17 protein-coding genes and 3 pseudogenes are annotated in these 18,224 nt (G+C 58.4%); 8 read left to right on the plus strand and 12 right to left on the minus strand.

Going from position 1 to position 18,224, the window contains the following annotated elements:
* The 3 genes and pseudogenes from ASD02_RS31970 to ASD02_RS31980 all read left to right on the plus strand — a co-directional run.
* A partial coding sequence (locus tag ASD02_RS31970) for an aldehyde dehydrogenase family protein (RefSeq protein WP_244494323.1) occupies window positions 1-941 on the plus strand: 941 nt, incomplete at both ends.
* A 1-nt stretch (window position 942) separates the two neighbouring features.
* A pseudogene (locus ASD02_RS31975) lies at window positions 943-1,524 on the plus strand (aldehyde dehydrogenase family protein); the annotation flags it as partial.
* Window position 1,525: 1 nt separating this feature from the next.
* Window positions 1,526-1,756 (plus strand): annotated as a pseudogene (locus ASD02_RS31980) (aldehyde dehydrogenase family protein); the annotation flags it as partial.
* A 114-nt stretch (window positions 1,757-1,870) separates the two neighbouring features.
* Here ASD02_RS31980 and ASD02_RS31985 read toward each other — a convergent pair.
* The 5 genes from ASD02_RS31985 to ASD02_RS32005 form a co-directional block, all read right to left on the minus strand.
* On the minus strand, window positions 1,871-2,263 hold the full coding sequence (locus ASD02_RS31985) for a Rid family detoxifying hydrolase (RefSeq protein WP_057221750.1): 393 nt from the start codon (window positions 2,261-2,263) through the stop codon (window positions 1,871-1,873).
* Between the two features lie 134 nt (window positions 2,264-2,397).
* On the minus strand, window positions 2,398-3,906 hold the full coding sequence (locus ASD02_RS31990) for a tripartite tricarboxylate transporter permease (RefSeq protein ID WP_057221607.1): 1,509 nt from the start codon (window positions 3,904-3,906) through the stop codon (window positions 2,398-2,400).
* Between the two features lie 15 nt (window positions 3,907-3,921).
* The gene (locus ASD02_RS31995; protein ID WP_057216357.1) at window positions 3,922-4,395 is read right to left on the minus strand and encodes a tripartite tricarboxylate transporter TctB family protein; all 474 of its coding nucleotides are present in this window, start codon (window positions 4,393-4,395) and stop codon (window positions 3,922-3,924) included.
* Window positions 4,396-4,458: 63 nt separating this feature from the next.
* Window positions 4,459-5,433, minus strand: coding sequence for a tripartite tricarboxylate transporter substrate binding protein (locus tag ASD02_RS32000; RefSeq protein ID WP_057221608.1), 975 nt, complete (start codon window positions 5,431-5,433; stop codon window positions 4,459-4,461).
* Window positions 5,430-6,485 carry a glutamate cyclase domain-containing protein gene (locus tag ASD02_RS32005; protein ID WP_057221609.1) on the minus strand — a complete coding sequence of 352 codons (1,056 nt, stop codon included), beginning with the start codon at window positions 6,483-6,485 and terminating at the stop codon, window positions 5,430-5,432. The genes ASD02_RS32000 and ASD02_RS32005 overlap by 4 nt, the downstream gene beginning before the upstream one ends.
* Window positions 6,486-6,652: 167 nt before the next feature.
* Here ASD02_RS32005 and ASD02_RS32010 point away from each other — a divergent pair, with 167 nt between their 5' ends.
* Both ASD02_RS32010 and ASD02_RS37695 read left to right on the plus strand, forming a co-directional pair.
* Window positions 6,653-7,579, plus strand: coding sequence for a LysR family transcriptional regulator (locus ASD02_RS32010; protein ID WP_057216354.1), 927 nt, complete (start codon window positions 6,653-6,655; stop codon window positions 7,577-7,579).
* Window positions 7,580-7,654: 75 nt separating this feature from the next.
* Window positions 7,655-8,007: pseudogene (locus ASD02_RS37695) on the plus strand (ATP-binding cassette domain-containing protein); the annotation flags it as partial.
* 473 nt (window positions 8,008-8,480) lie between these two features.
* Here the strand turns inward: ASD02_RS37695 and ASD02_RS32020 are convergent.
* The 4 genes from ASD02_RS32020 to ASD02_RS32035 form a co-directional block, all read right to left on the minus strand.
* Complete coding sequence (locus tag ASD02_RS32020; RefSeq protein WP_057216351.1) at window positions 8,481-8,921, minus strand: DsrE family protein; 441 nt, start codon at window positions 8,919-8,921, stop codon at window positions 8,481-8,483.
* 239 nt (window positions 8,922-9,160) lie between these two features.
* On the minus strand, window positions 9,161-10,195 hold the full coding sequence (locus ASD02_RS32025) for a zinc-binding dehydrogenase (RefSeq protein ID WP_057221611.1): 1,035 nt from the start codon (window positions 10,193-10,195) through the stop codon (window positions 9,161-9,163).
* Window positions 10,188-11,279 carry a Gfo/Idh/MocA family oxidoreductase gene (locus ASD02_RS32030; RefSeq protein ID WP_057221612.1) on the minus strand — a complete coding sequence of 364 codons (1,092 nt, stop codon included), beginning with the start codon at window positions 11,277-11,279 and terminating at the stop codon, window positions 10,188-10,190. Before ASD02_RS32030 ends, ASD02_RS32025 begins: the two co-directional genes overlap by 8 nt.
* Window positions 11,276-11,728 (minus strand): nuclear transport factor 2 family protein, encoded by a 453-nt coding sequence (locus ASD02_RS32035; protein ID WP_082555686.1) that lies wholly within the window; start codon window positions 11,726-11,728, stop codon window positions 11,276-11,278. Before ASD02_RS32035 ends, ASD02_RS32030 begins: the two co-directional genes overlap by 4 nt.
* Window positions 11,729-11,831: 103 nt before the next feature.
* Here ASD02_RS32035 and ASD02_RS37700 point away from each other — a divergent pair, with 103 nt between their 5' ends.
* The gene (locus ASD02_RS37700; protein ID WP_082555687.1) at window positions 11,832-12,797 is read left to right on the plus strand and encodes an AraC family transcriptional regulator; all 966 of its coding nucleotides are present in this window, start codon (window positions 11,832-11,834) and stop codon (window positions 12,795-12,797) included.
* Here the strand turns inward: ASD02_RS37700 and ASD02_RS32045 are convergent.
* The 3 genes from ASD02_RS32045 to ASD02_RS32055 are packed head-to-tail and all read right to left on the minus strand — an operon-like array spanning window position 12,769 to window position 15,840.
* A complete protein-coding gene (locus ASD02_RS32045) occupies window positions 12,769-13,149 on the minus strand; it encodes a response regulator (protein WP_057216342.1) in 381 nt (126 codons plus the stop codon). The genes ASD02_RS37700 and ASD02_RS32045 overlap by 29 nt on opposite strands.
* Before the next feature lie 3 nt (window positions 13,150-13,152).
* On the minus strand, window positions 13,153-13,788 hold the full coding sequence (locus tag ASD02_RS32050; protein WP_057210964.1) for a response regulator: 636 nt from the start codon (window positions 13,786-13,788) through the stop codon (window positions 13,153-13,155).
* 3 nt (window positions 13,789-13,791) lie between these two features.
* Window positions 13,792-15,840, minus strand: a complete 2,049-nt coding sequence (locus ASD02_RS32055) for a PAS domain-containing protein (RefSeq protein WP_057221751.1) — start codon at window positions 15,838-15,840, stop codon at window positions 13,792-13,794.
* A 510-nt stretch (window positions 15,841-16,350) separates the two neighbouring features.
* Here ASD02_RS32055 and ASD02_RS32060 point away from each other — a divergent pair.
* Together ASD02_RS32060 and ASD02_RS32065 are read left to right on the plus strand one after the other, a co-directional pair.
* Window positions 16,351-17,175, plus strand: a complete 825-nt coding sequence (locus tag ASD02_RS32060; protein WP_057210962.1) for an alpha/beta hydrolase — start codon at window positions 16,351-16,353, stop codon at window positions 17,173-17,175.
* A 127-nt stretch (window positions 17,176-17,302) separates the two neighbouring features.
* On the plus strand, window positions 17,303-18,220 hold the full coding sequence (locus ASD02_RS32065; RefSeq protein ID WP_057210961.1) for an MBL fold metallo-hydrolase: 918 nt from the start codon (window positions 17,303-17,305) through the stop codon (window positions 18,218-18,220).
* Window positions 18,221-18,224 lie beyond the last annotated feature (4 nt).

The following is an 18,224-nucleotide window of genomic DNA, read 5'->3' on the forward strand; positions in this document are numbered from 1 at the left end:
AACCTGATTGCCGGCGAATGGGTTGGCGGTGATGGCGTTGCCAATATCAATCCGTCCGACACCAACGACGTGATCGGGGAATATGCCCGCGCCTCGGCCGAGGATGCGAAGGCGGCGATTGCTGCGGCCAAGGCGGCCTTTCCGGCCTGGTCGCGCTTCGGCATCCTCGAGCGTCATGCGATCCTTCGAAAGACCGCAGACGAGATCCTGGCGCGCAAGGACGAGCTCGGGCGACTGTTGTCGCGCGAAGAGGGCAAGACGCTGGCRGAAGGCATCGGCGAGACCGTGCGCGCCGGCCAGATCTTTGACTTCTTTGCCGGTGAGGCGCTGCGATTGGCTGGCGAGGTCATCCCCTCGGTGCGCCCTGATATCGGCGTCGAGATCACCCGCGAGCCGGTCGGCGTCGTCGGCATCATCACGCCATGGAATTTCCCGATCGCCATTCCCGCCTGGAAGATCGCGCCGGCGCTCTGCTATGGCAACACCRTYGTCTTCAAGCCGGCCGAACTGGTGCCCGGYTGCTCCTGGGCGATCGTCGAYATTCTCCATCGCGCCGGCCTGCCGAAGGGCGTGYTGAACCTGGTGATGGGCAAGGGCTCGGTCGTCGGCCAGACGATGCTCGACAGCCCCGACRTCCAGGCGATCACGTTTACCGGCTCGACCGGCACCGGCAAACGCGTGGCACTGGCCTCGGTCGAACACAATCGCAAATACCAGCTGGAAATGGGCGGCAAGAACCCGTTCGTGGTGCTCGACGACGCCGATCTTGGCGTTGCCGTCGAAGCCGCCGTCAATTCCGCCTTCTTCTCCACCGGCCAGCGCTGCACCGCGTCGTCGCGGGTGATCGTGACCGAAGGCATTCACGACCGGTTCGTGGCGGCAATGGGCGAGCGCATGAAGGGGCTCACCATCGACGATGCGCTGAAGGCCGGCACCCATATNGCGTTGCCGTCGAAGCCGCCGTCAACTCCGCCTTCTTCTCCACCGGCCAGCGTTGCACCGCCTCGTCGCGGGTGATCGTGACCGAAGGCATTCACGACCGGTTCGTGGCGGCAATGGGCGAGCGCATGAAGGGGCTCACCATCGACGATGCGCTGAAGGCCGGCACCCATATTGGCCCGGTGGTCGACCAGAGCCAGCTCAACCAGGACACCGACTACATCGCCATCGGCAAACAGGACGGCGCGAAACTCGCCTTCGGCGGCGAGCTTTTGAAGCGCGACACGCCCGGCTTCTACCTGCAGCCGGCGCTGTTTACCGAGGCAACCAACCAGATGCGCATCTCGCGCGAAGAAATCTTCGGACCGGTCGCTTCGGTAATCCGGGTGAAGGATTATGACGAGGCGCTTGCCGTTGCCAATGACACGCCGTTCGGGCTGTCGTCGGGCATTGCCACCACCAGCCTGAAACATGCGACGCATTTCAAGCGCAATGCCGAGGCCGGCATGGTGATGGTCAACCTGCCGACCGCCGGCGTCGATTTCCACGTGCCCTTCGGTGGCCGCAAGGGCTCCTCCCATGGCTNGACACGCCGTTCGGGCTGTCGTCGGGCATTGCCACCACCAGCCTGAAACATGCGACGCATTTCAAGCGCAATGCCGAGGCCGGCATGGTGATGGTCAACCTGCCGACCGCCGGCGTCGATTTCCACGTGCCCTTCGGTGGCCGCAAAGGCTCCTCCCATGGCTCGCGCGAGCAAGGTCGCTATGCCGCCGAATTCTACACAACCGTCAAGACGGCATACACATCGGCGTAGGTGCTGTCAGAGATGCGAGGGGCGCGCGCGTGGGAACGCTGTTACATGCTCGATGCTCTTGAACAACGCCAGCGCGATGAGGGCGTTGCTTTTTAGATCAGTGTGGGAAGGTCCCTATTCGTTAGAATGGCGTAGCGTCAACACCGCCTCCACTTCGATCTGTGCGCCCTTTGGCAGGGCGGACACTTCGAAGCATGCGCGAGCGGGAAACGGTGCCTTGAAGAAGGTAGCGTACTCCGCGTTGAGTGCGCCGAATTTCGACATGTCAGTAATCAGCACAGTCGTTTTCACTGTCCGGGCAAGGTTGGTTCCGGCTTCCGTTGCGATGGCGGAGATGTTCTTTAGGCACTGGCGCAGTTGTAGCACCGGGTCTTTCGAAACGATCTCATCCGTGGCCGGATCGATCGGCAATTGGCCAGAAACAAACAGAAGTTGTCCCGTGCTTATCGCCTGTGAAAAGGGGCCAACTGCGGCGGGGGCGTTGGTGGTGGATATGGCTGAAAGCAAATTGGTCTCCATTACCGGTTTGTATCGTTTCAGAGTGCGCCAAGGATAATCCCACAAGACGTGAAGCGACTTTGGGTTGAGATTTGCAAGGAAGGGGCCAGGCGCCGAATGCGAACATGTCTCTGCTGAGTTCTTTAGTCTTCGGCCTCGGCAAACGTGTTGGAACGCATACGACGCACGCTGGGTGTCAATATAAGGATGAGCGCCAGAGCGGACATACCGAGCAGGGTGATGCTGATCGGGCTGGACACAAGCGCCGTCCAGTCGCCTTGCGAAAAGATCAGCGCCCGGCGCAGGTTCTCTTCGAGCATCGGCCCAAGGATGAACCCCAGCAGCAAGGGAGCCGGCTCGCAATCCAGCTTGAACAGGATGTAGCCGAGCATTCCAAATCCGCTCAAAAGGACAAGGTCCACCAAACTCATATTGATCGAGTAAACGCCGATCGCGCTAAAGACGAGGATCGCCGGGAACATCATGTTGTAGGGCGTCGACAACAGCTTCACCCACAGCCCTACCAAGGGCAAGTTCAGGATCAGTAACATAAGGTTGCCAATCCACATGGATGCGATCAAGCCCCAGAAAAGCGCCGGGTTATTGGTCATCACGCTAGGTCCGGGCTGAATGCCCTGGATCATCAACGCGCCGATCATCATCGCCATAACGCCGTTGCCGGGAATGCCGAGCGTCAGCATCGGGATGAACGATGTTTGCGCACCAGCATTGTTGGCTGCTTCCGGTCCAGCTACGCCTTCCATCGCCCCCTCACCGAACCTTACCGGTCCTTTCGACAGCTTTTTCTCCAAAGCGTACGATGCGAAGGATGACAGCGTTGCGCCACCGCCGGGCAGCACGCCGAGAATGGAGCCTAGGCCCGTGCCCCGCAGGGCGGGCATGATCATCCGCTTGAAATCAGAAGGCGACGGCATCAGTCGACTGATCTCGCGAACCGAGCGACTTGGTGTGTCGCTCGGTTCGAGATTGCGAAGAATTTCCGACAGGCCATAGATGCCGGTGGCAAATGCGACGAAACTGATCCCATCGTAGAGATCGGGGACGCCGAAGGTGAATCGTTCGACGCCGGTGTAAACGTCGGCGCCGACGATGCCGAACAGCAAACCAAGCACGATCATCGCTACCGCTTTGATTAGCTGGCCGTTGGCGAGCGTTACCGACAGGATTAGGCCGAATACGATCAGCGCAAAATATTCCGGGGGGCCGAATTTCAGCGCCATTTCGCCGAGCGGCATCGCAAAGGCAGCTACGACAACAGTAGCGATGGTACCGGCAATAAATGAACTGATTGCGGCCGTCGCAAGCGCGATGCCCGCGTGTCCCTTTCGGGCCATTTCGTAGCCGTCGATGGCTGTGACTGCCGAGGCTGCTTCGCCCGGTAGATTGACGAGGATGGCGGTCGTTGAGCCGCCATATTGTGCGCCGTAGTAGATGCCTGCCAACATTATCATCGACGTTGAAGCATCGAGGCCGAACGTGATGGGCAAAAGAAGTGCTATTGTTGCAGTCGGCCCGACACCCGGAAGCACGCCGATCAGAGTGCCGAGGAGACAACCGAGAAAACAGTAAAACAGGTTGTCGATGGTAAGGGCCGTTTGCAGCCCGAACATAAGATTGGTTACCAGATCCACAATCGGTCCCCCTGGTTAAAGCGTTAGCCAGCGGCCCAATGCCGGCAGCGGCAGACCCAGCCCCCATATGAAAACCGCGGTGGCGAGGACTGCCAGAACGCAGGAAACGATTAGGCGCGTCAACATGCGCATCTCGGGCGCCGCCAGAGTGCCAACAAAGGCCGTCACGGTCACTGCGATTAGAAAACCGGCAGGTCTCACGAGCAGGCCAAAGAGAAGGGGGCTGGCCAGAACGCAAAGCAATCTGACCGGGGCGACGAACGTCATCTGCTCACCCGGACCGATTATTCCCTTGATGGCGACGGCCAGGCCGAGACAGCCGAGTATGGCCGATAGGATAAGCGGGAAAAAGCCAGGCCCCATCTGTGAGGCGTTGCCAAATGAATAGTTCCAGGCGATTACGCCAAATCCGATTGCGAAAGCGGTGATGAAGCCGCCTGCCACAACATCTTTCTTGATGGTGATAGTGCCGCTTGCAAGGACGGTCATCGAAGCGTCTCCTGGCTGCATGGGAAATGGGCCGCAACTTGCGGCCCTCTTGGTGCTGGAACCTTACTGGCCGACCTTGATGCCAAGGCGACCAATCAGCTCTCCGAAGACCTTGCCTTCCCTCTCGATGGCAACTCTCGCCTCTTCGGGAGAGCTTGCAACCACCACTGCGCCGAGCTTCGTGAGGCGTTCTGCGACTTCGGGCTTATTCAGAATCTTCACGACTTCCGCATTCAGCATATCGATGATTTCCTGCGGGGTGCCGGCCGGCGCCAGCATCGCGCTCCACGAGCCTGCATTGTAGTCGGCATAGCCCGACTCAGCCACGGTCGGTATGTCGGGAAACTCCGGCGACCGTTCGGTTCCGCCCACGGCGAGTAATTTCAGGCGTCCTTCGCGCACGAGTGCGCTAACTGAGGGGAGCGTATCGAACGCCATCGTCGCGACACCGCTAATAAGGTCGGGATGAGCCTTAGCACTTCCGGCATACGGCGCGTGCACCATGTCGAGTCCGGCCTTGTCGAGGAACCACTCGGAGAAGATATGAACGTTGCTGCCAATCCCTGCGGAGGCAAAGCCCAGCTGTCCGGGACGTTCCTTTACATATGCCACGAACTCCGCAAGCGTGTTGACGGGCAGGGTGGCAGGAACCACGAGACCGACCTGCGTACGCGCCAACAGCGAGATCGGCTCGAAGCTCTGGACCGGATCGTATGAAAGGTTCGGCATGAGCGCCTTGCCCAAAACATGCGACTGGACAACGACTTCGAGCGTGTAGCCGTCTGGGTCGGCTCGAGCGACGAATGTGCTGCCAATCGAGCCGTTCGCGCCGGGCCGGTTATCGACGACGACCGGCTGGCCAAGTGCGGGGGATAGCTGCTCGGCGATCAGTCGCGCGGTGATGTCGCCTTGGCCACCCGGGGCATAAGGCACGATCACTTGTATCGTACGATCTGGATAGGTCTGTGCGATGGCTGGCCCGGCTAGGCCCGCCACAATCGCCAGTAAAAGAGCTCCGCCTTTGAAAAGCTTATTCATTCTCTTGTTCCCTTCGTCTTTTTCATTTGGCCGTGCGAAAGCCCACGGTCAGGCCCGGCGATATTGAGACGCACCATATCTCGCAGAAGCTGGACGATCGCCATCGAGCTTTCGCCTTCGGTACCATCGACGATGAACCGCGAGGTGCAGTACCGCATCTCCCAGCCTCCTGCATCGAGGCATGCTTGAACGATGCGCTTTTCAAGTTCTGGCGTTTGAACGAGATCACGGTTCTTGAGGAGGAAACCAAGCATGGCGGCTATCCCGTATGCGCCCCAGTTGGACACGGAAGCCGGCAGGAAGATGTCGGTTGCGGTCACGGTCACTGCGCCGCCTGGCTTGTCGGTCTGGGTTTCCCGACCATACGGGTGAAAATCCTGCATGAACGGATGGATGCGTCCGAAGCCGATCTCATTGCCGTTGTCGCCGATGCCAATCGTCAGGATACCGCGCTCGGTGGCTTTATCGATGAGCGGCGCGATGTTGACACAGCCTTCGGGAGCAACACCCGTCGAATAGTGGACAGTGCCGTTCTCGTTCGGACCCAGGCGCTCGATCGTTATGATCGCCTTTGGTTTCAAGTCGTCGAGAAGCTTGCCTGCCCAATCGTCGATTTCGGATTGTACCTCTGGCGCGGTAAGGATCGCCGCGCCCATTCGGCGGTTCTTGGCCAGTTCGTATTCGCGGATCATGATGCCTGCGGCATTGCTTGAAGCAACGACCGGGGGAGCATGGCAAACCTCGGTGACATAGACAGGAACAGCGTTGAGGCCCCAGAAAAGCGCCCTAGCCAGCGCGGCGGCTCCGGGAGGACCGTCGCTTTCACCGTTCGGAACCTCGGGGGCATAACCTGCACCGGTCACGATTATCACGACGTCGCCCGCGCTAACCTTCTCAACCAACGCCTCGGCTGCCCGTGCCGTGATCGGTCGCCCGCCGCCTTCGCGCCGTGCTTCATTATAGATTGATGCGATGATGTTGTGGTTCATGGCGCGGTTGCGCATTTCTACGGTGATCAAGCGATCGACGTATTCGCCAATGATATCTGCCATTTTTGTCTCGCAAAGTTTGTTTTGATTTCGCGAGCTAACAGCAAGAATTTGCCCGGTGCCAATCGAATTAACGGATTTAGTATCAGCTTTTGTTATACAAGGAGCGATTTCTGCCTATAAAATGACGAAGGTGTCGGGTTTCTGCATAAAATGTGTACGGTGGGAAAATGCGTTCATTAAATCATCGTCAGCTGCTCAGCTTTCGCGCGGTTATGGTCACCGGGAGCATGACCGGCGCGGGCAAAATCCTTCACCTCAGCCAGCCGGCAGTGACGAGGTTGATCAAAGACCTTGAACGGGAATTGGACCTTCCGTTGTTCACCCGTACCGGCGTCGCCGTAAAACCGACACAGCAGGCGCTGGAGCTATTTCGCGAGGTGGAACGGTACTTTAACGGCGTCGACCGCATCGTCGAAACTGCTCGTTACCTGCGTAATCGCCGGGGTGGACGGCTACGGATTGCCGCAATGTCCACCCTGTCGTCACGTACCTTGCCGGAAGCAATCCACCGCTTCAAGCAGATCGAGCCCGAACTCGATTTTTACATTCACTCCGACACCTCGCATCACATCATCGATGCGGTCCAAAGGAACGAGTTCGATATAGGTTTCGGGCGCGTGCCGACAGAGCGTACTGACATTGAGCATTTGCCGATGCCCACATCGTCGGCAATCTGTCTTGTTCCCAGACACCATCGGCTCGCGGCGAAGGAGTCGATTTCCGTGACTGACCTTCATCAAGAGCAACTGATTTCGCTCGGAACTAGTAGCCTGCTTCGGCTCCAGATCGAGGCGGCGCTGGAGAGCGCCGGCATCAGAGGCGGAACAGTCATACAGACGCTTTTTTCCAACACCGTGCCCAGCTATGTCGCGCGCGGCCTCGGCATTGGGGTCACCGATATCTTCTCAGTGCTCGGCGCTGATCGTACGAACATCGTCATGCGCCGCTTTACGCCGGAACTGACTTTCGACTTTTCAGCCATTTATCCGCGTAGCGAGCACTCTCCCTTGGCCATCGCTTTTGCTCGCATGATGCGCAGCGTCATCGCCAACGATATTGCCGAAGTAGAAGACGCTTTGCAGATGGCACGTTGAATCGAGCAGCCTGGGCAAACGCGTCGCAAGCTCCCATCGAGGCGGGCCTTTCGTCAATCTGATCCAAGGTGCAGCCGCCCTGGTCAGTTGTCCGGCGGTCGGCGCCAACGCGTCGCAATGGGAAGGGCGATCGTGCGTAATCCAAAGGTTTTCCTCTTTGCTGAACCGCTCTCGAACCTTGATGCAAAGCTCAGGGTTCAGATGCGGACCGAGATCAAACGGCTGCACCAGCTGTTGCCGACGACGACGGGTATGTGACGCACGATCAGGTGGAAGCCATGACGATGGCTGATCGTGTGGTAGTGATGAATGGCGGCGTCGAACAGGCTGGACCGCCGCAAGAGCTTTATCATCGGCCGGTCAGCCACTTCGTTGCAGGTTTCATTGGCTCGCCGGCGATGAACTTTATGCCTGCAACCGTCGTTTCAGACCACCAGTCAGCCGATCGACAACGCGCGGCCCGTCGTCGCGTCGAACAGATGCATCTGGTTCATGTTGAACGACAGCGGCATCGTGGTTTTGGGCTTCGGATTGCTTTCGGGGTCGATACAGGCGCGAAAATGCCCCGATCCCCGATGGAAAAATAGACCATAGTTTCAGGCCCGAGTGGCTTCGCCAACTCGGCAAGGCCGTCACTTTCGGCATTCGACCAGAGTCGATCAGTGAGCGGCGGCAGCGCCCGGGCTTTGCCGAAATCCAGGCGAAGATCGATTTGGTAGAGCACTAAGGGCCAGCTCGTGCAGCTTGAGGACGGTAGTTCGTTGCCGGTCCCAGCAGCGCGAACGGAGCTCTATGGGCGTGTTTTGACCAGGGCAAGGACATTGCCTGCCGTTCTCGTTCGATGTTGACAGATGTGGCGGAGCGGTCGGTACGCCGCTCCGCCGGGGCGGCGCCCCCGCGACTAAGCCTCAGTGATTTTCACGTATCCCTGTTGAACAAGCTGGATTGTTCGCGCCATCGCATCCGTGTTAATTTTCACGTTCGGAAGAAGGTCTGCATTGCCCCACCCGTTCGCCTCCGCGGTGGCCCCACAGAGCTCTATCTTGACACCCCGCTTCACCAAATCGGCGATCAAGTTCTTGTTGGGATTCCCCGCTGCGATCTTCCGTGAGCCGTTGTACGCCTCGTCATGCAAAGTGAGGTGTCCCGCGTTTGTGTGGAATACCACTATCACTTCGGCCTCAGCGCCCCAGTCCGCAATATCGTTCGTAATGAGTTGAAGGTGGAAGATGGCGGCAGGCAAATCCCCCTCAAATTGAAGCGAGCCGATGCTGTGAACGGATTTTACCGACTTCAGCCTAACCGGCACATCGATAGTGATTGCGTGATTGGCGGTTGACATGTCATGGCTCCCTTGTTGGCGGTTAAGGCGAGGGATTTTGCAATTTCATTGGTGCCCCGCCCGAACAACCTACACACTGGGCCGATCCCGCCAATTATGGGTTCATATTAGGTTCCGAGAGCTGCAACGACGGACCGTGCCTCCAAGCCATCAGGGCCTTTAATGCCCCACTGAGGATCGGGACATCACATAGCGCGAAACCGCTCTCCCGCGGCCGATATTCCCATCGTTTCATGGCTTTATCCACCTGAGATCAAAAGGACCGGGCGGCCCAGAGTTTCGCCTGCTTCGAGTGCCCTTTGCGCTTCACCGACACCCGTGAAGGGTACCACCCTGTCAATGTGCGCCCGCAAGCCACCCCGATCGACGAGTTCGGCGATCTCCGTGAGCGCGGCGGTTTGGCGAAGGCGATGTGCATGGTGGCGGCTGATCTGCGGCAGACCGATGTTGACGAAGCTGATGTCCAGGTTTTTCCACTCGGCCTGCCCGTTTCCCTCGGCGGGCCAATCCGACACTACTGTGTTGATCAGCCTCCCATAGGCAGCCGTATGCCTGAAGCTCTCCGAGAAGTTGCCATGTCCTACAAAGTCGAACACGATGTTAGCTCCCGGTTCGCCCCGCCACGCATCAAGGGCCTCCTCAACGCTTTCCGTCCGGTAATTGATTACGAGTTCGGCACCGAGCACTCTCACCAATTCCGCCTTTGCCTCGTTCGAGACGGTCGTGGCGATCCTGGCTCCGAGGGAAGCGAGATATTGGATTGCGATATGCCCGAGCCCGCCCGCGCCGCCGTGGACCAGGACATGATCACCTGGGCTTACCGTCGCCTTCTCGAACACGGCCTCCCATGCGGTGAGGGCCACCACTGGCAGGGCAGCGGCTTCCACAAAGGTCAGCTTTTCCGGCTTCGCGGTGACATAGTCTGAACGGACGACCTTGTATTCGGCATAGCTTCCCGGGTTTCCGGCGTAGCCGCCGTCCACGTACCAGACCTCGTCACCTACTCGGGCGTTCACTACCTCTCGTCCGGCTTCCACCACCACGCCGACGCCGTCAATTCCGAGGATCGTAGGTTCTTTCTGAGACCTCCCATCACTGTCGTAAACAGCTCCGTTCTTCCTGTTCTGCCAGTCAGCGGGATTGATCCCGGCTGCCTTCACTTGGACCAAAACATCAAGCTCGTCCCTTAGCCGAGGGCGGTCGACTTCGCGCACCTCAAGCACTTCGGGTCCGCCGGGTCTAGTGACAACGAGGGCCTGCATTTTCTCAGACATCGCGCCGTTCCCCGTTGCCTGAGACGATGGCATCCAGAACGCGATGCAGGTTCACAGCGTCTTCGAAGGTGGGAGACAGTTTGGTGTGATTTCTCATATCAGACGCGATGCGGGAATAGGCGACCCCGACGCTTTGGCTGAACCCATCCTCGAAGCCGAGGGTCTCGTAGAGAGGCGGCACAGGTAATTCTTGCATCTGCCCGTCCCCCTGTGCGCCCTTAACAGTGAAGCCGCCCAGCCCGACATAGCCGACGGGGCTGGTCAGAATGAGGTCGCCCTTGGTACCGTTGATCTCGATATGGAAGTTCGTGCCGCGCGAGAGGCCACCGCGGAAATGTGCGCTGAGGGCTGCGCCGTTCGTGAGCAAGCCAGCGGCAATGATTTGATCTGGCGCTGTCAACGGAACTTCTTTCCCCGTCTCCGCTATTCGCGTCATCGCTCGGCTGTTCGACAGCGCGCCGCTGATGGACTTCAGTCTCGACCCGAGGGCGTAGAGGGTCGCGTCGAGCGTGTGCGCGAACGGCACGTGGAACATCGAGGCTCCATTTGCCATATCCAGGGTGTACAGGTAACTCTCGTTGATCTCCTCACCCCAGATGATGCCAGAACCGATCATGGGAACAGACAGGACCTCGCCGACATAGCCGTCCTTGATCAGATCCCTGATGAAGTTGATGGCCGGAACCGAACGCGTTTGAAGCCCGATCGCCGTAAATGCATTCCTGCTCTTCGCCAGTGCTAGCATTTTTTCGGCGTCGGGCAGGTTCATGCCCAGCGGCCACTCCGAGAAAACCGCTTTCCCTGCTTCCAGGGCCAGGGTGACGAGTTCAAGGTGATGTGGAACCTTGACGGTCACGACGACCAGGTCGACGTTCGGGTCATTCACCAGTTCATCCGTCGTTCCATAGCTGTTATCCGCGCCAAACTTCTCGGCAGACGCGCGAGCTATTTCCGGCCTGTTGTGGCTTACAGCCGCGATGCGAAACTCAGGCAACGCTTTCAGGGCGGGGATATGGGCTGTGTTGGCCCAGCCCTTGTCCGGATGGACGCCGATGATGCCGACGTTGATGGGATTGGTGGTCATGCCGCATTCTCCTTCGGCTTGATTTCTAGGATCGTGCGGCGAAGCTCCAGGTGCGCCAAGCGCCACTGTCCGCCTTCGAGCCGCCATGTTTCGTGATAGTGGCCGTACCCGTGCATCGAGGCGGGACGGCCATCATTGACATCGGGAAAAATCAGGTAGTCTTCCATGGACCAGATGGCGCGGACTTCCGTTTCCGAAACGACGTCGATCTCGTCATTGTGGACCTGATGGATTGTCCGGGCCCCAGCGAGGTAGTTCTTGGTGACGGCCAGGAACTCATCAATGGAGTCAAACGCGGCGACTGTGACACCGTCCTCGCCGATAAAGCGTATCGACGGTTGAGGTGCGAATAACGCAGCGAATTCCGGCCAGTTCTGCGTATCCACGTATCGGCAATAACGTGCTTTCAATGTGCGTTTGGTTTCGACCAGAGCGAGATGGTTTTGCAATTGGAATCTCCTTTTCGGGTCACCATATAGCGACGAACAGCAAGAGCCTTCAGTCTCGATCGTCCCAAGTTTTGGCTCGATCGTCCATAATAGGAACATTTAGTTGGACCCTTTGACCGACATCTTCTCTTCGATGCGAATTAGGAAAGCGAAGTTCACGACGCTGGAGGCGACTGCGCCCTGGGGCGTTGCCTCGGACGGTGATCCGGCGATCAAATTCGTTCTCGTGGTCCGCGGATCAGGAGTCCTGACCACACGGGAAAACCCCGATGCGGTATCGTTGCGCGCAGGCGACGTCTTCATCATGTTCGGGAACGAACCTTACCAGGTCTACGATCATGCAGACTCGCGCACGGCGGACTGTCTTGATGTCGAGACCCTTCGGGTGGGCAACCGCATTCAGTTCGGAGGAGGTGGCGCCACGACGACTTTCATCAGCGGCTTTTTCGAGATCGAAAAGCTTGACGCCCAGCCCTTGCTGAATGTGCTACCAAGATTGCTTCACCTTAAATCGGAGCAGAGCCGGAGCCAACAGTTCCAGTCGGTGCTTGAGTTGCTCGCGGCAGAAGCCGATGCTCCTGGGCTGGGTTCGGATGCCGTCGTGCGACGCCTGTTCGAACTGCTTTTCGTTCATGCGATCCGCGCGTTTGCGCAACAATGGTCGACGCCAAAGACTGGATGGCTGGCGGCCGTCTCCGATAAGAATCTGGTCTTGGCGGTCGAAGCCATGCATGCGGAGCCACAAGTGCCGTGGACGGTGGGTCAACTCGCAAGTAGGGCTGGAATGTCGCGCTCAGCTTTCGCCGCCCGCTTCAAGGATCTAGTCGGACAAGCTCCGCTGTCGTATCTGACAGAATGGCGAATTTTCCAGGCTGCCAGACTGATTGAGGGGAATGCAAACAAGCTTTCTGTCATCTCGCGGAGCGTGGGTTACCAGTCCGAGGCGGCCTTCACCAAGGCCTTCAGAAAGGTGATGGGGACCGCGCCCAGCCACTACAGGAAAAGCCTTGCCGAGGCTAAGGTGGGCCGGGCGGCCCCGATCATTGCCGAAATGCAAGAAGCCGCGTAATCGCCTGGAGAAGCACTTTGCTGTTCAGTGGTTTTCGCATAAAGACCCTGCGGTCATCGGCTCCTGCGAAACCACGATCATCGATATCGCTGCGACCCGTCATCAGTATCATCGGCATTTCAGGTTCCTGGCCTCTGACCGCCTGCTCCAACTCGAACCCGTCCATCGAGCCCATGCTGATATCCGTGATTACGCAGTCACACGCGGAGAGGTCTCCACTCGAGAGAAAAGCCGTCGGCGACCTATAGGTACGGGCCAGATAACCTACGGACTCAAGAAGCTCACGCAGCCCCTCAAGAACCCGCTTATCGTCATCCACAATTGCAAAGGTATGGCTCGCCTGCGCTATCATTCGTCAGTTTCCATGTCGGGAGTGCGTAATCGGTATGCTGAGTTTGGAGGCGATCCGCACCAAGTCGGCCAAGGAGTCGGCATGCATCTTGCGCATCATGTTGCCTCGATGGATTTGGAAGGTGATCTCGCTTATTCCAAGCTCGGCGGCACCTTGTTTGTTCATTAACCCACTTACAACGAGTGGGAGGACATCGCGTTCCCGGGCGGAAAGGCATTCCAGCCGAGATTGTAGTTCACTGAGTGCGGCTCGATCGTGTCGCGCCTCGCGGTCGCGCGCGAGTGCCAATTCGATCGCAGCGCGCAGGTCGTGCTCCCTGAACGGTTTCGCAAGGAAATCGACTGCGCCCAGCTTCATCGCGCGGACCGTCATCGGTATGTCCCCGTGGCCCGTTATGAAAATGATCGGAGGATGCGGTTCATCCGCCAACCGCGCTTGGAGCTCGAAACCGTCGATATCTGGCAGCCGTATGTCGAGTACGAGACATGAAGGGTTCTGGGGCTTTGGGGCATCCAGATATTCCTGCGCCGTTGCGAACGTCGTAACGTTGACCTGCCACGATTCCAGGAGCTCGGAAAGTCCGTCCCGGACGCGCTTGTCGTCGTCTATCACGAAGACTGCATGATCCTCACTGTACATCGGTTATTCTCCGGACAAGGGGAGTGCAAAGCTGAATACCGTGCCGGTGGGCTCCGCGGGCGAAGCCCATAGCTTTCCGGCGTGTGCGCCGACGATGCTTCGGCAGATCGACAACCCGATCCCCATGCCGTTATGCTTCGTGGTGTAGAATGGTTCGAATATCTTCTCGTTGTCGTGTAGCCCGACCCCGCTGTCCCGCACATCCACGAGGATTGTCCCGTCATCGAACCGCGAGCGGATTTCCAGTAATCGTATTGCCCCGTTCAATGTCGCCATCGCATCCATCGCGTTCTGAATGAGATTGACAAGCACCTGGAGGATGAGGCCCCTGTCGAAGTTCGCCGTCGGCAGGTCCGGCTCCAGGCGAGTTCGCAGATCGCATTTCGAACCCGAAATCCTTTCGCGCAGGAGCGTGCAGGCCTCCTCGATGACTTCGTTGATGTTTCCCGGGCTTTTCGCCCCGCCCGATTGCCTGAAGAGAGCCTTTATTCTGCTGATCACTTCGCCTGCGTCGTTCGCGGCATCTGCCGCCTTTCGGGCACTGATCTTCGCCCTTTCGATATTTGGTGGTGTCGCACTGAGCCAGCTTTCGGTGGCGCTGCTATTGGTGACGACGGCCACCAATGGTTGGTTCAATTCGTGGGCAATCGAAGCGGATAACTCAGATAAACTGGCGGCACGCGTCGCGAGTTCAAGCTGATGCTGGGCCTTCTGAAGCTGTGCCTGTGCCTGCGTTTCCTCCTCGACATCGACAATAACGCCATACCACTGAAACAGCCTGCTTTGGCAGTCGCGCAGGACACGTGCCCTGCAGTCGACAAGGTGATAATGGCCGTCGGCCAAACGATGGCGGTATTTCAGAGCAATGGGTTCTCCGGACTTGAAGGATTGCTCAAAGCGATGTCGCAACAAAGGCGCGTCCGCCGGGTGAACGAGACTGCTGATCATCGGCGCGAAGCCTGAACCATTTACCCCACGAAGCTCCTCGAGCGTCACCCCGGAATACTCCATCAAAGGCTCGTTGAAATAGGTTGGCTGACCTTCCGGGCTCGCGCACCACACAAAGGCGGGAAGCGTGTCGAGCATCAATCTCAGCCGGTCTGCGTTCGCCCGGAGTTCCTCCTGCGTCCGATGAAGCTCCTCTATATCGATGTTGGTCCCATACCACTCGATGATTTCACCCTCCTCGCTGAGGAGCGGGGCGGCGTCGATCCTGTTCCAACGGTAGGTGCCGTCATTGTATCGCAATCGGCAGACCAGGGAGAGTGATGCCTTTCGTTCGACGCACGCCGCCCACGCCGACTGAAAACCTTCAGCATCATCCGGATGAACGACACCGAAATTGTTCGATCTGATCTCCTCGAATGTCGCCCCAAGGTACTCCAGGGTCTTGGGATTCTGGTAGATCGGCACGCCCGACGGGGAGGCGCACCATATCATCACCGGCATCGTATCGATCAGTGTTTGAAGCTGCCTTTCGCTATCCTCCAGCCGCTGCTCAGCGCGCTTTTTCTCATCGATGTCGATTGTTGTTCCGAACCACCCGAGAATGTTGCCCTCTTTATCGAGATGGGGGCGGCCGTAGGCGTGGAACCAGCGATAGTCGCCGTCTGCCCGTCTTATGCGATGAACTGACTCGAAGGAGGTTCCGGTCCTCATGCTCGTAAGCCAAGCCTCGGTTACGCGTTCGGCCTCGTCCGGGTGAACGGCCTCCAGCCCGGTTCGCCCTGTCGCGTTGAATTCGTCGGTACGCTTGCCGACGTACTCGACTACGCTTGGATTCACGTAGACGAAGTTTCCCTTAGCGTCGGTGGCCCAGCCTAACCCCGGCATGCTTTCCACGATCAACTTCGCGTCTTGCAGGTGTTGGTCGACATCAGCACGCGCTCGCCAAATGCTCGCAAGCCAGAAGGCGCCCAGAGCACACAACAGAAACGCCGTCGGTCGGGCTATGGAGGCGAACCCATCGGACGATAGGAAAACGATCAGAGCGCCGACGACAATCAAGAGCAACGCAATTGCCACAGCGACCTGCCTGCGTTTGACAAGCATGAGTGCCGCAAGGGCTAAGAACAGCACACCGTACGGCTCCTGTTCGAATATCCCCAGAGCAGTTCCGGCGCATCCCGTCGCAAGTGCAGGTGCGTATTGCCGTATTTCAGGCCCCCTCACGACAGTCTCCCTGGTTGGCACCCCTCAAGGTTCGGCGAAACTATACTTTGATCAGTATGATCAGGCTAGCTGCGCTTCCAGGACTAACGGAAACATATGATTGGCCGATCTGAGCCTCCTGTCTAACATCGAAAGCACCGCAAGCGACCCACGCACGCGAATTAAATCCCGTCAAGCTCGCTGTCCCAGCCGCCGTCCGAGCGACAGCCCACTGAAGGATGAAGGTTCATGGCAGAGCGAAAAACAGAGCTTCCTCCGATCTCACGGCGTGCCGTCTTGGGCAGCGCTGCAGGAGCCGTCGGAGCCTCCCTTCTAGGGTTTCCAGCAATTGCTCCGGTATTGACCGCGAGTGGACAGACGACACAGCAACGATCAGCCGAGGAAAAGACAATGGGCACGATCACGACTAAGGACGGAACGCAGATTTTCTACAAGGACTGGGGAAAGGGCCAGCCTATAGTCTTCCATCACGGTTGGCCGCTTAGCGCCGATGACTGGGACAACCAGATGCTCTTCTTCCTCAGCAAGGGCTATCGGGTAATTGCCCACGACAGGCGCGGACATGGCCGTTCGACGCAGACCGCGACGGGCAATGACATGGATACCTACGCGGCCGACGTTGCGGAGCTTGCAAAGGCGCTCGACCTGCGTGATGCAATCCATGTGGGGCATTCGACGGGAGGCGGCGAGGTCACTCGCTACGTTGCCCAACACGGAAATGACAGGGTGGCCAAGGCGGTGATCATCTCTGCTATTCCGCCGGTGATGTTGAAGTCCGACGACAATCCGGGTGGCTTGCCCATCGGAGTGTTTGACGATCTCCGCGCCCAACTCGCAGCTAACCGCGCGCAATTCTACCTCGACGTTCCCACGGGTCCTTTCTACGGCTTCAACAGGAAGGACGCCAAGGTGTTCCCGGGGCTGATCCAGAATTGGTGGCGGCAGGGAATGATCGGCGGAGCGATCGCGCACTATGAATGCATCAAGGTCTTCTCGGAGACAAACTTCACTGAAGACCTGAAGAAGATCGATGTTCCGGTTCTGGTAATGCACGGCGACGATGACCAGATCGTTCCGATCGCCGACGCTGCCCTCCTGTCGGTCAAGCTACTGAAGCACGGTACGCTGAAGGTCTACAAGGGGCTACCGCACGGTATGTGCAGCACACATCCCGATATTATCAATCCCGATCTGCTGGCGTTTTTCCAGGCATGATCGCCCGGCGGGAAAGGCGGCTTCAGGTGATACCCCAAGCCCCCTGGAGCCGCCCCGCCCGTTTCCGAAAGGATCTGTGATGACCCAAGACTTCAAATTTTCTCGCCGCGGGTTTTGTCTATGCTGCATGGCAGCCTCCACGTTCGCGGCGTCCGGAGGCTGGCTAAGTCCCCGGCAGGTTTTCGCGAAAGCCCAAGGTATCGTGGACATGATCCGCGATGAAGCGGCAAAAGCGCCGATCAAGGTTCACAAAACTAAGGCGGGCGTTTCGATCCTTGAAGGTTCAGGCGGGAACATAGCAGTGCTGACCGGGGGCGACGGAAAGGTCCTGATCGATGGAGGCATAACCGCGTCCCGTCCTCGCATACTCGATGCCTTATCCGGCCTCGGAAAACAGCCGATCAAGCACCTGATCAACACACACTGGCATTTCGATCACACGGATGGAAATGAGTGGCTCAACGCCGAAGGGGCCGCGATCCGCGCGCACGAGAACACCAGGAAACATCTGATGACCGTTCAAAGGGTGGACGACTGGGACTTCGAGTTTCCACGCCCGCCGCTCGCCGCGGTGCCGTCGGAGACGGTCGGCGACGAGATGTCGCTGGAGCTCAACAAGGAAACGTTGATGCTGAAGCACCATCCGAACGCGCATACCGACGGCGACATCTCGGTCACCTTCAGCGAGGCAAACATCGTTCACACCGGAGACCTGTACTGGAACGGCATTTACCCATTCATCGACTATTCGACTGGTGGAGGGATCGACGGCAAGATCAAGGCGGTTGAAGACATTCTCTCTAACATCACCGAAGAGACAGTTGTCATTCCGGGGCACGGTCAGCCTCTCAGCAAAAAGTCCGAATTAAGTGACTACCGTACGATGCTCGTCGACATCCGCGGAAATGTGGCAAAGCTGAAGTCCAAGGGAAAGCCCATCGACGAGATCATTGCCGCGAAACCGACTGCCGACTTCGACGCAAAGTGGGGGCAGTTCGTCATCAGTCCCGAGTTCTTCACGCGCCTTGTCTATCATGGCGTCTGAGTTG

This window comes from Ensifer sp. Root1252, assembly GCF_001425885.1.
In the GTDB taxonomy this organism is placed as follows: domain Bacteria; phylum Pseudomonadota; class Alphaproteobacteria; order Rhizobiales; family Rhizobiaceae; genus Ensifer; species Ensifer canadensis.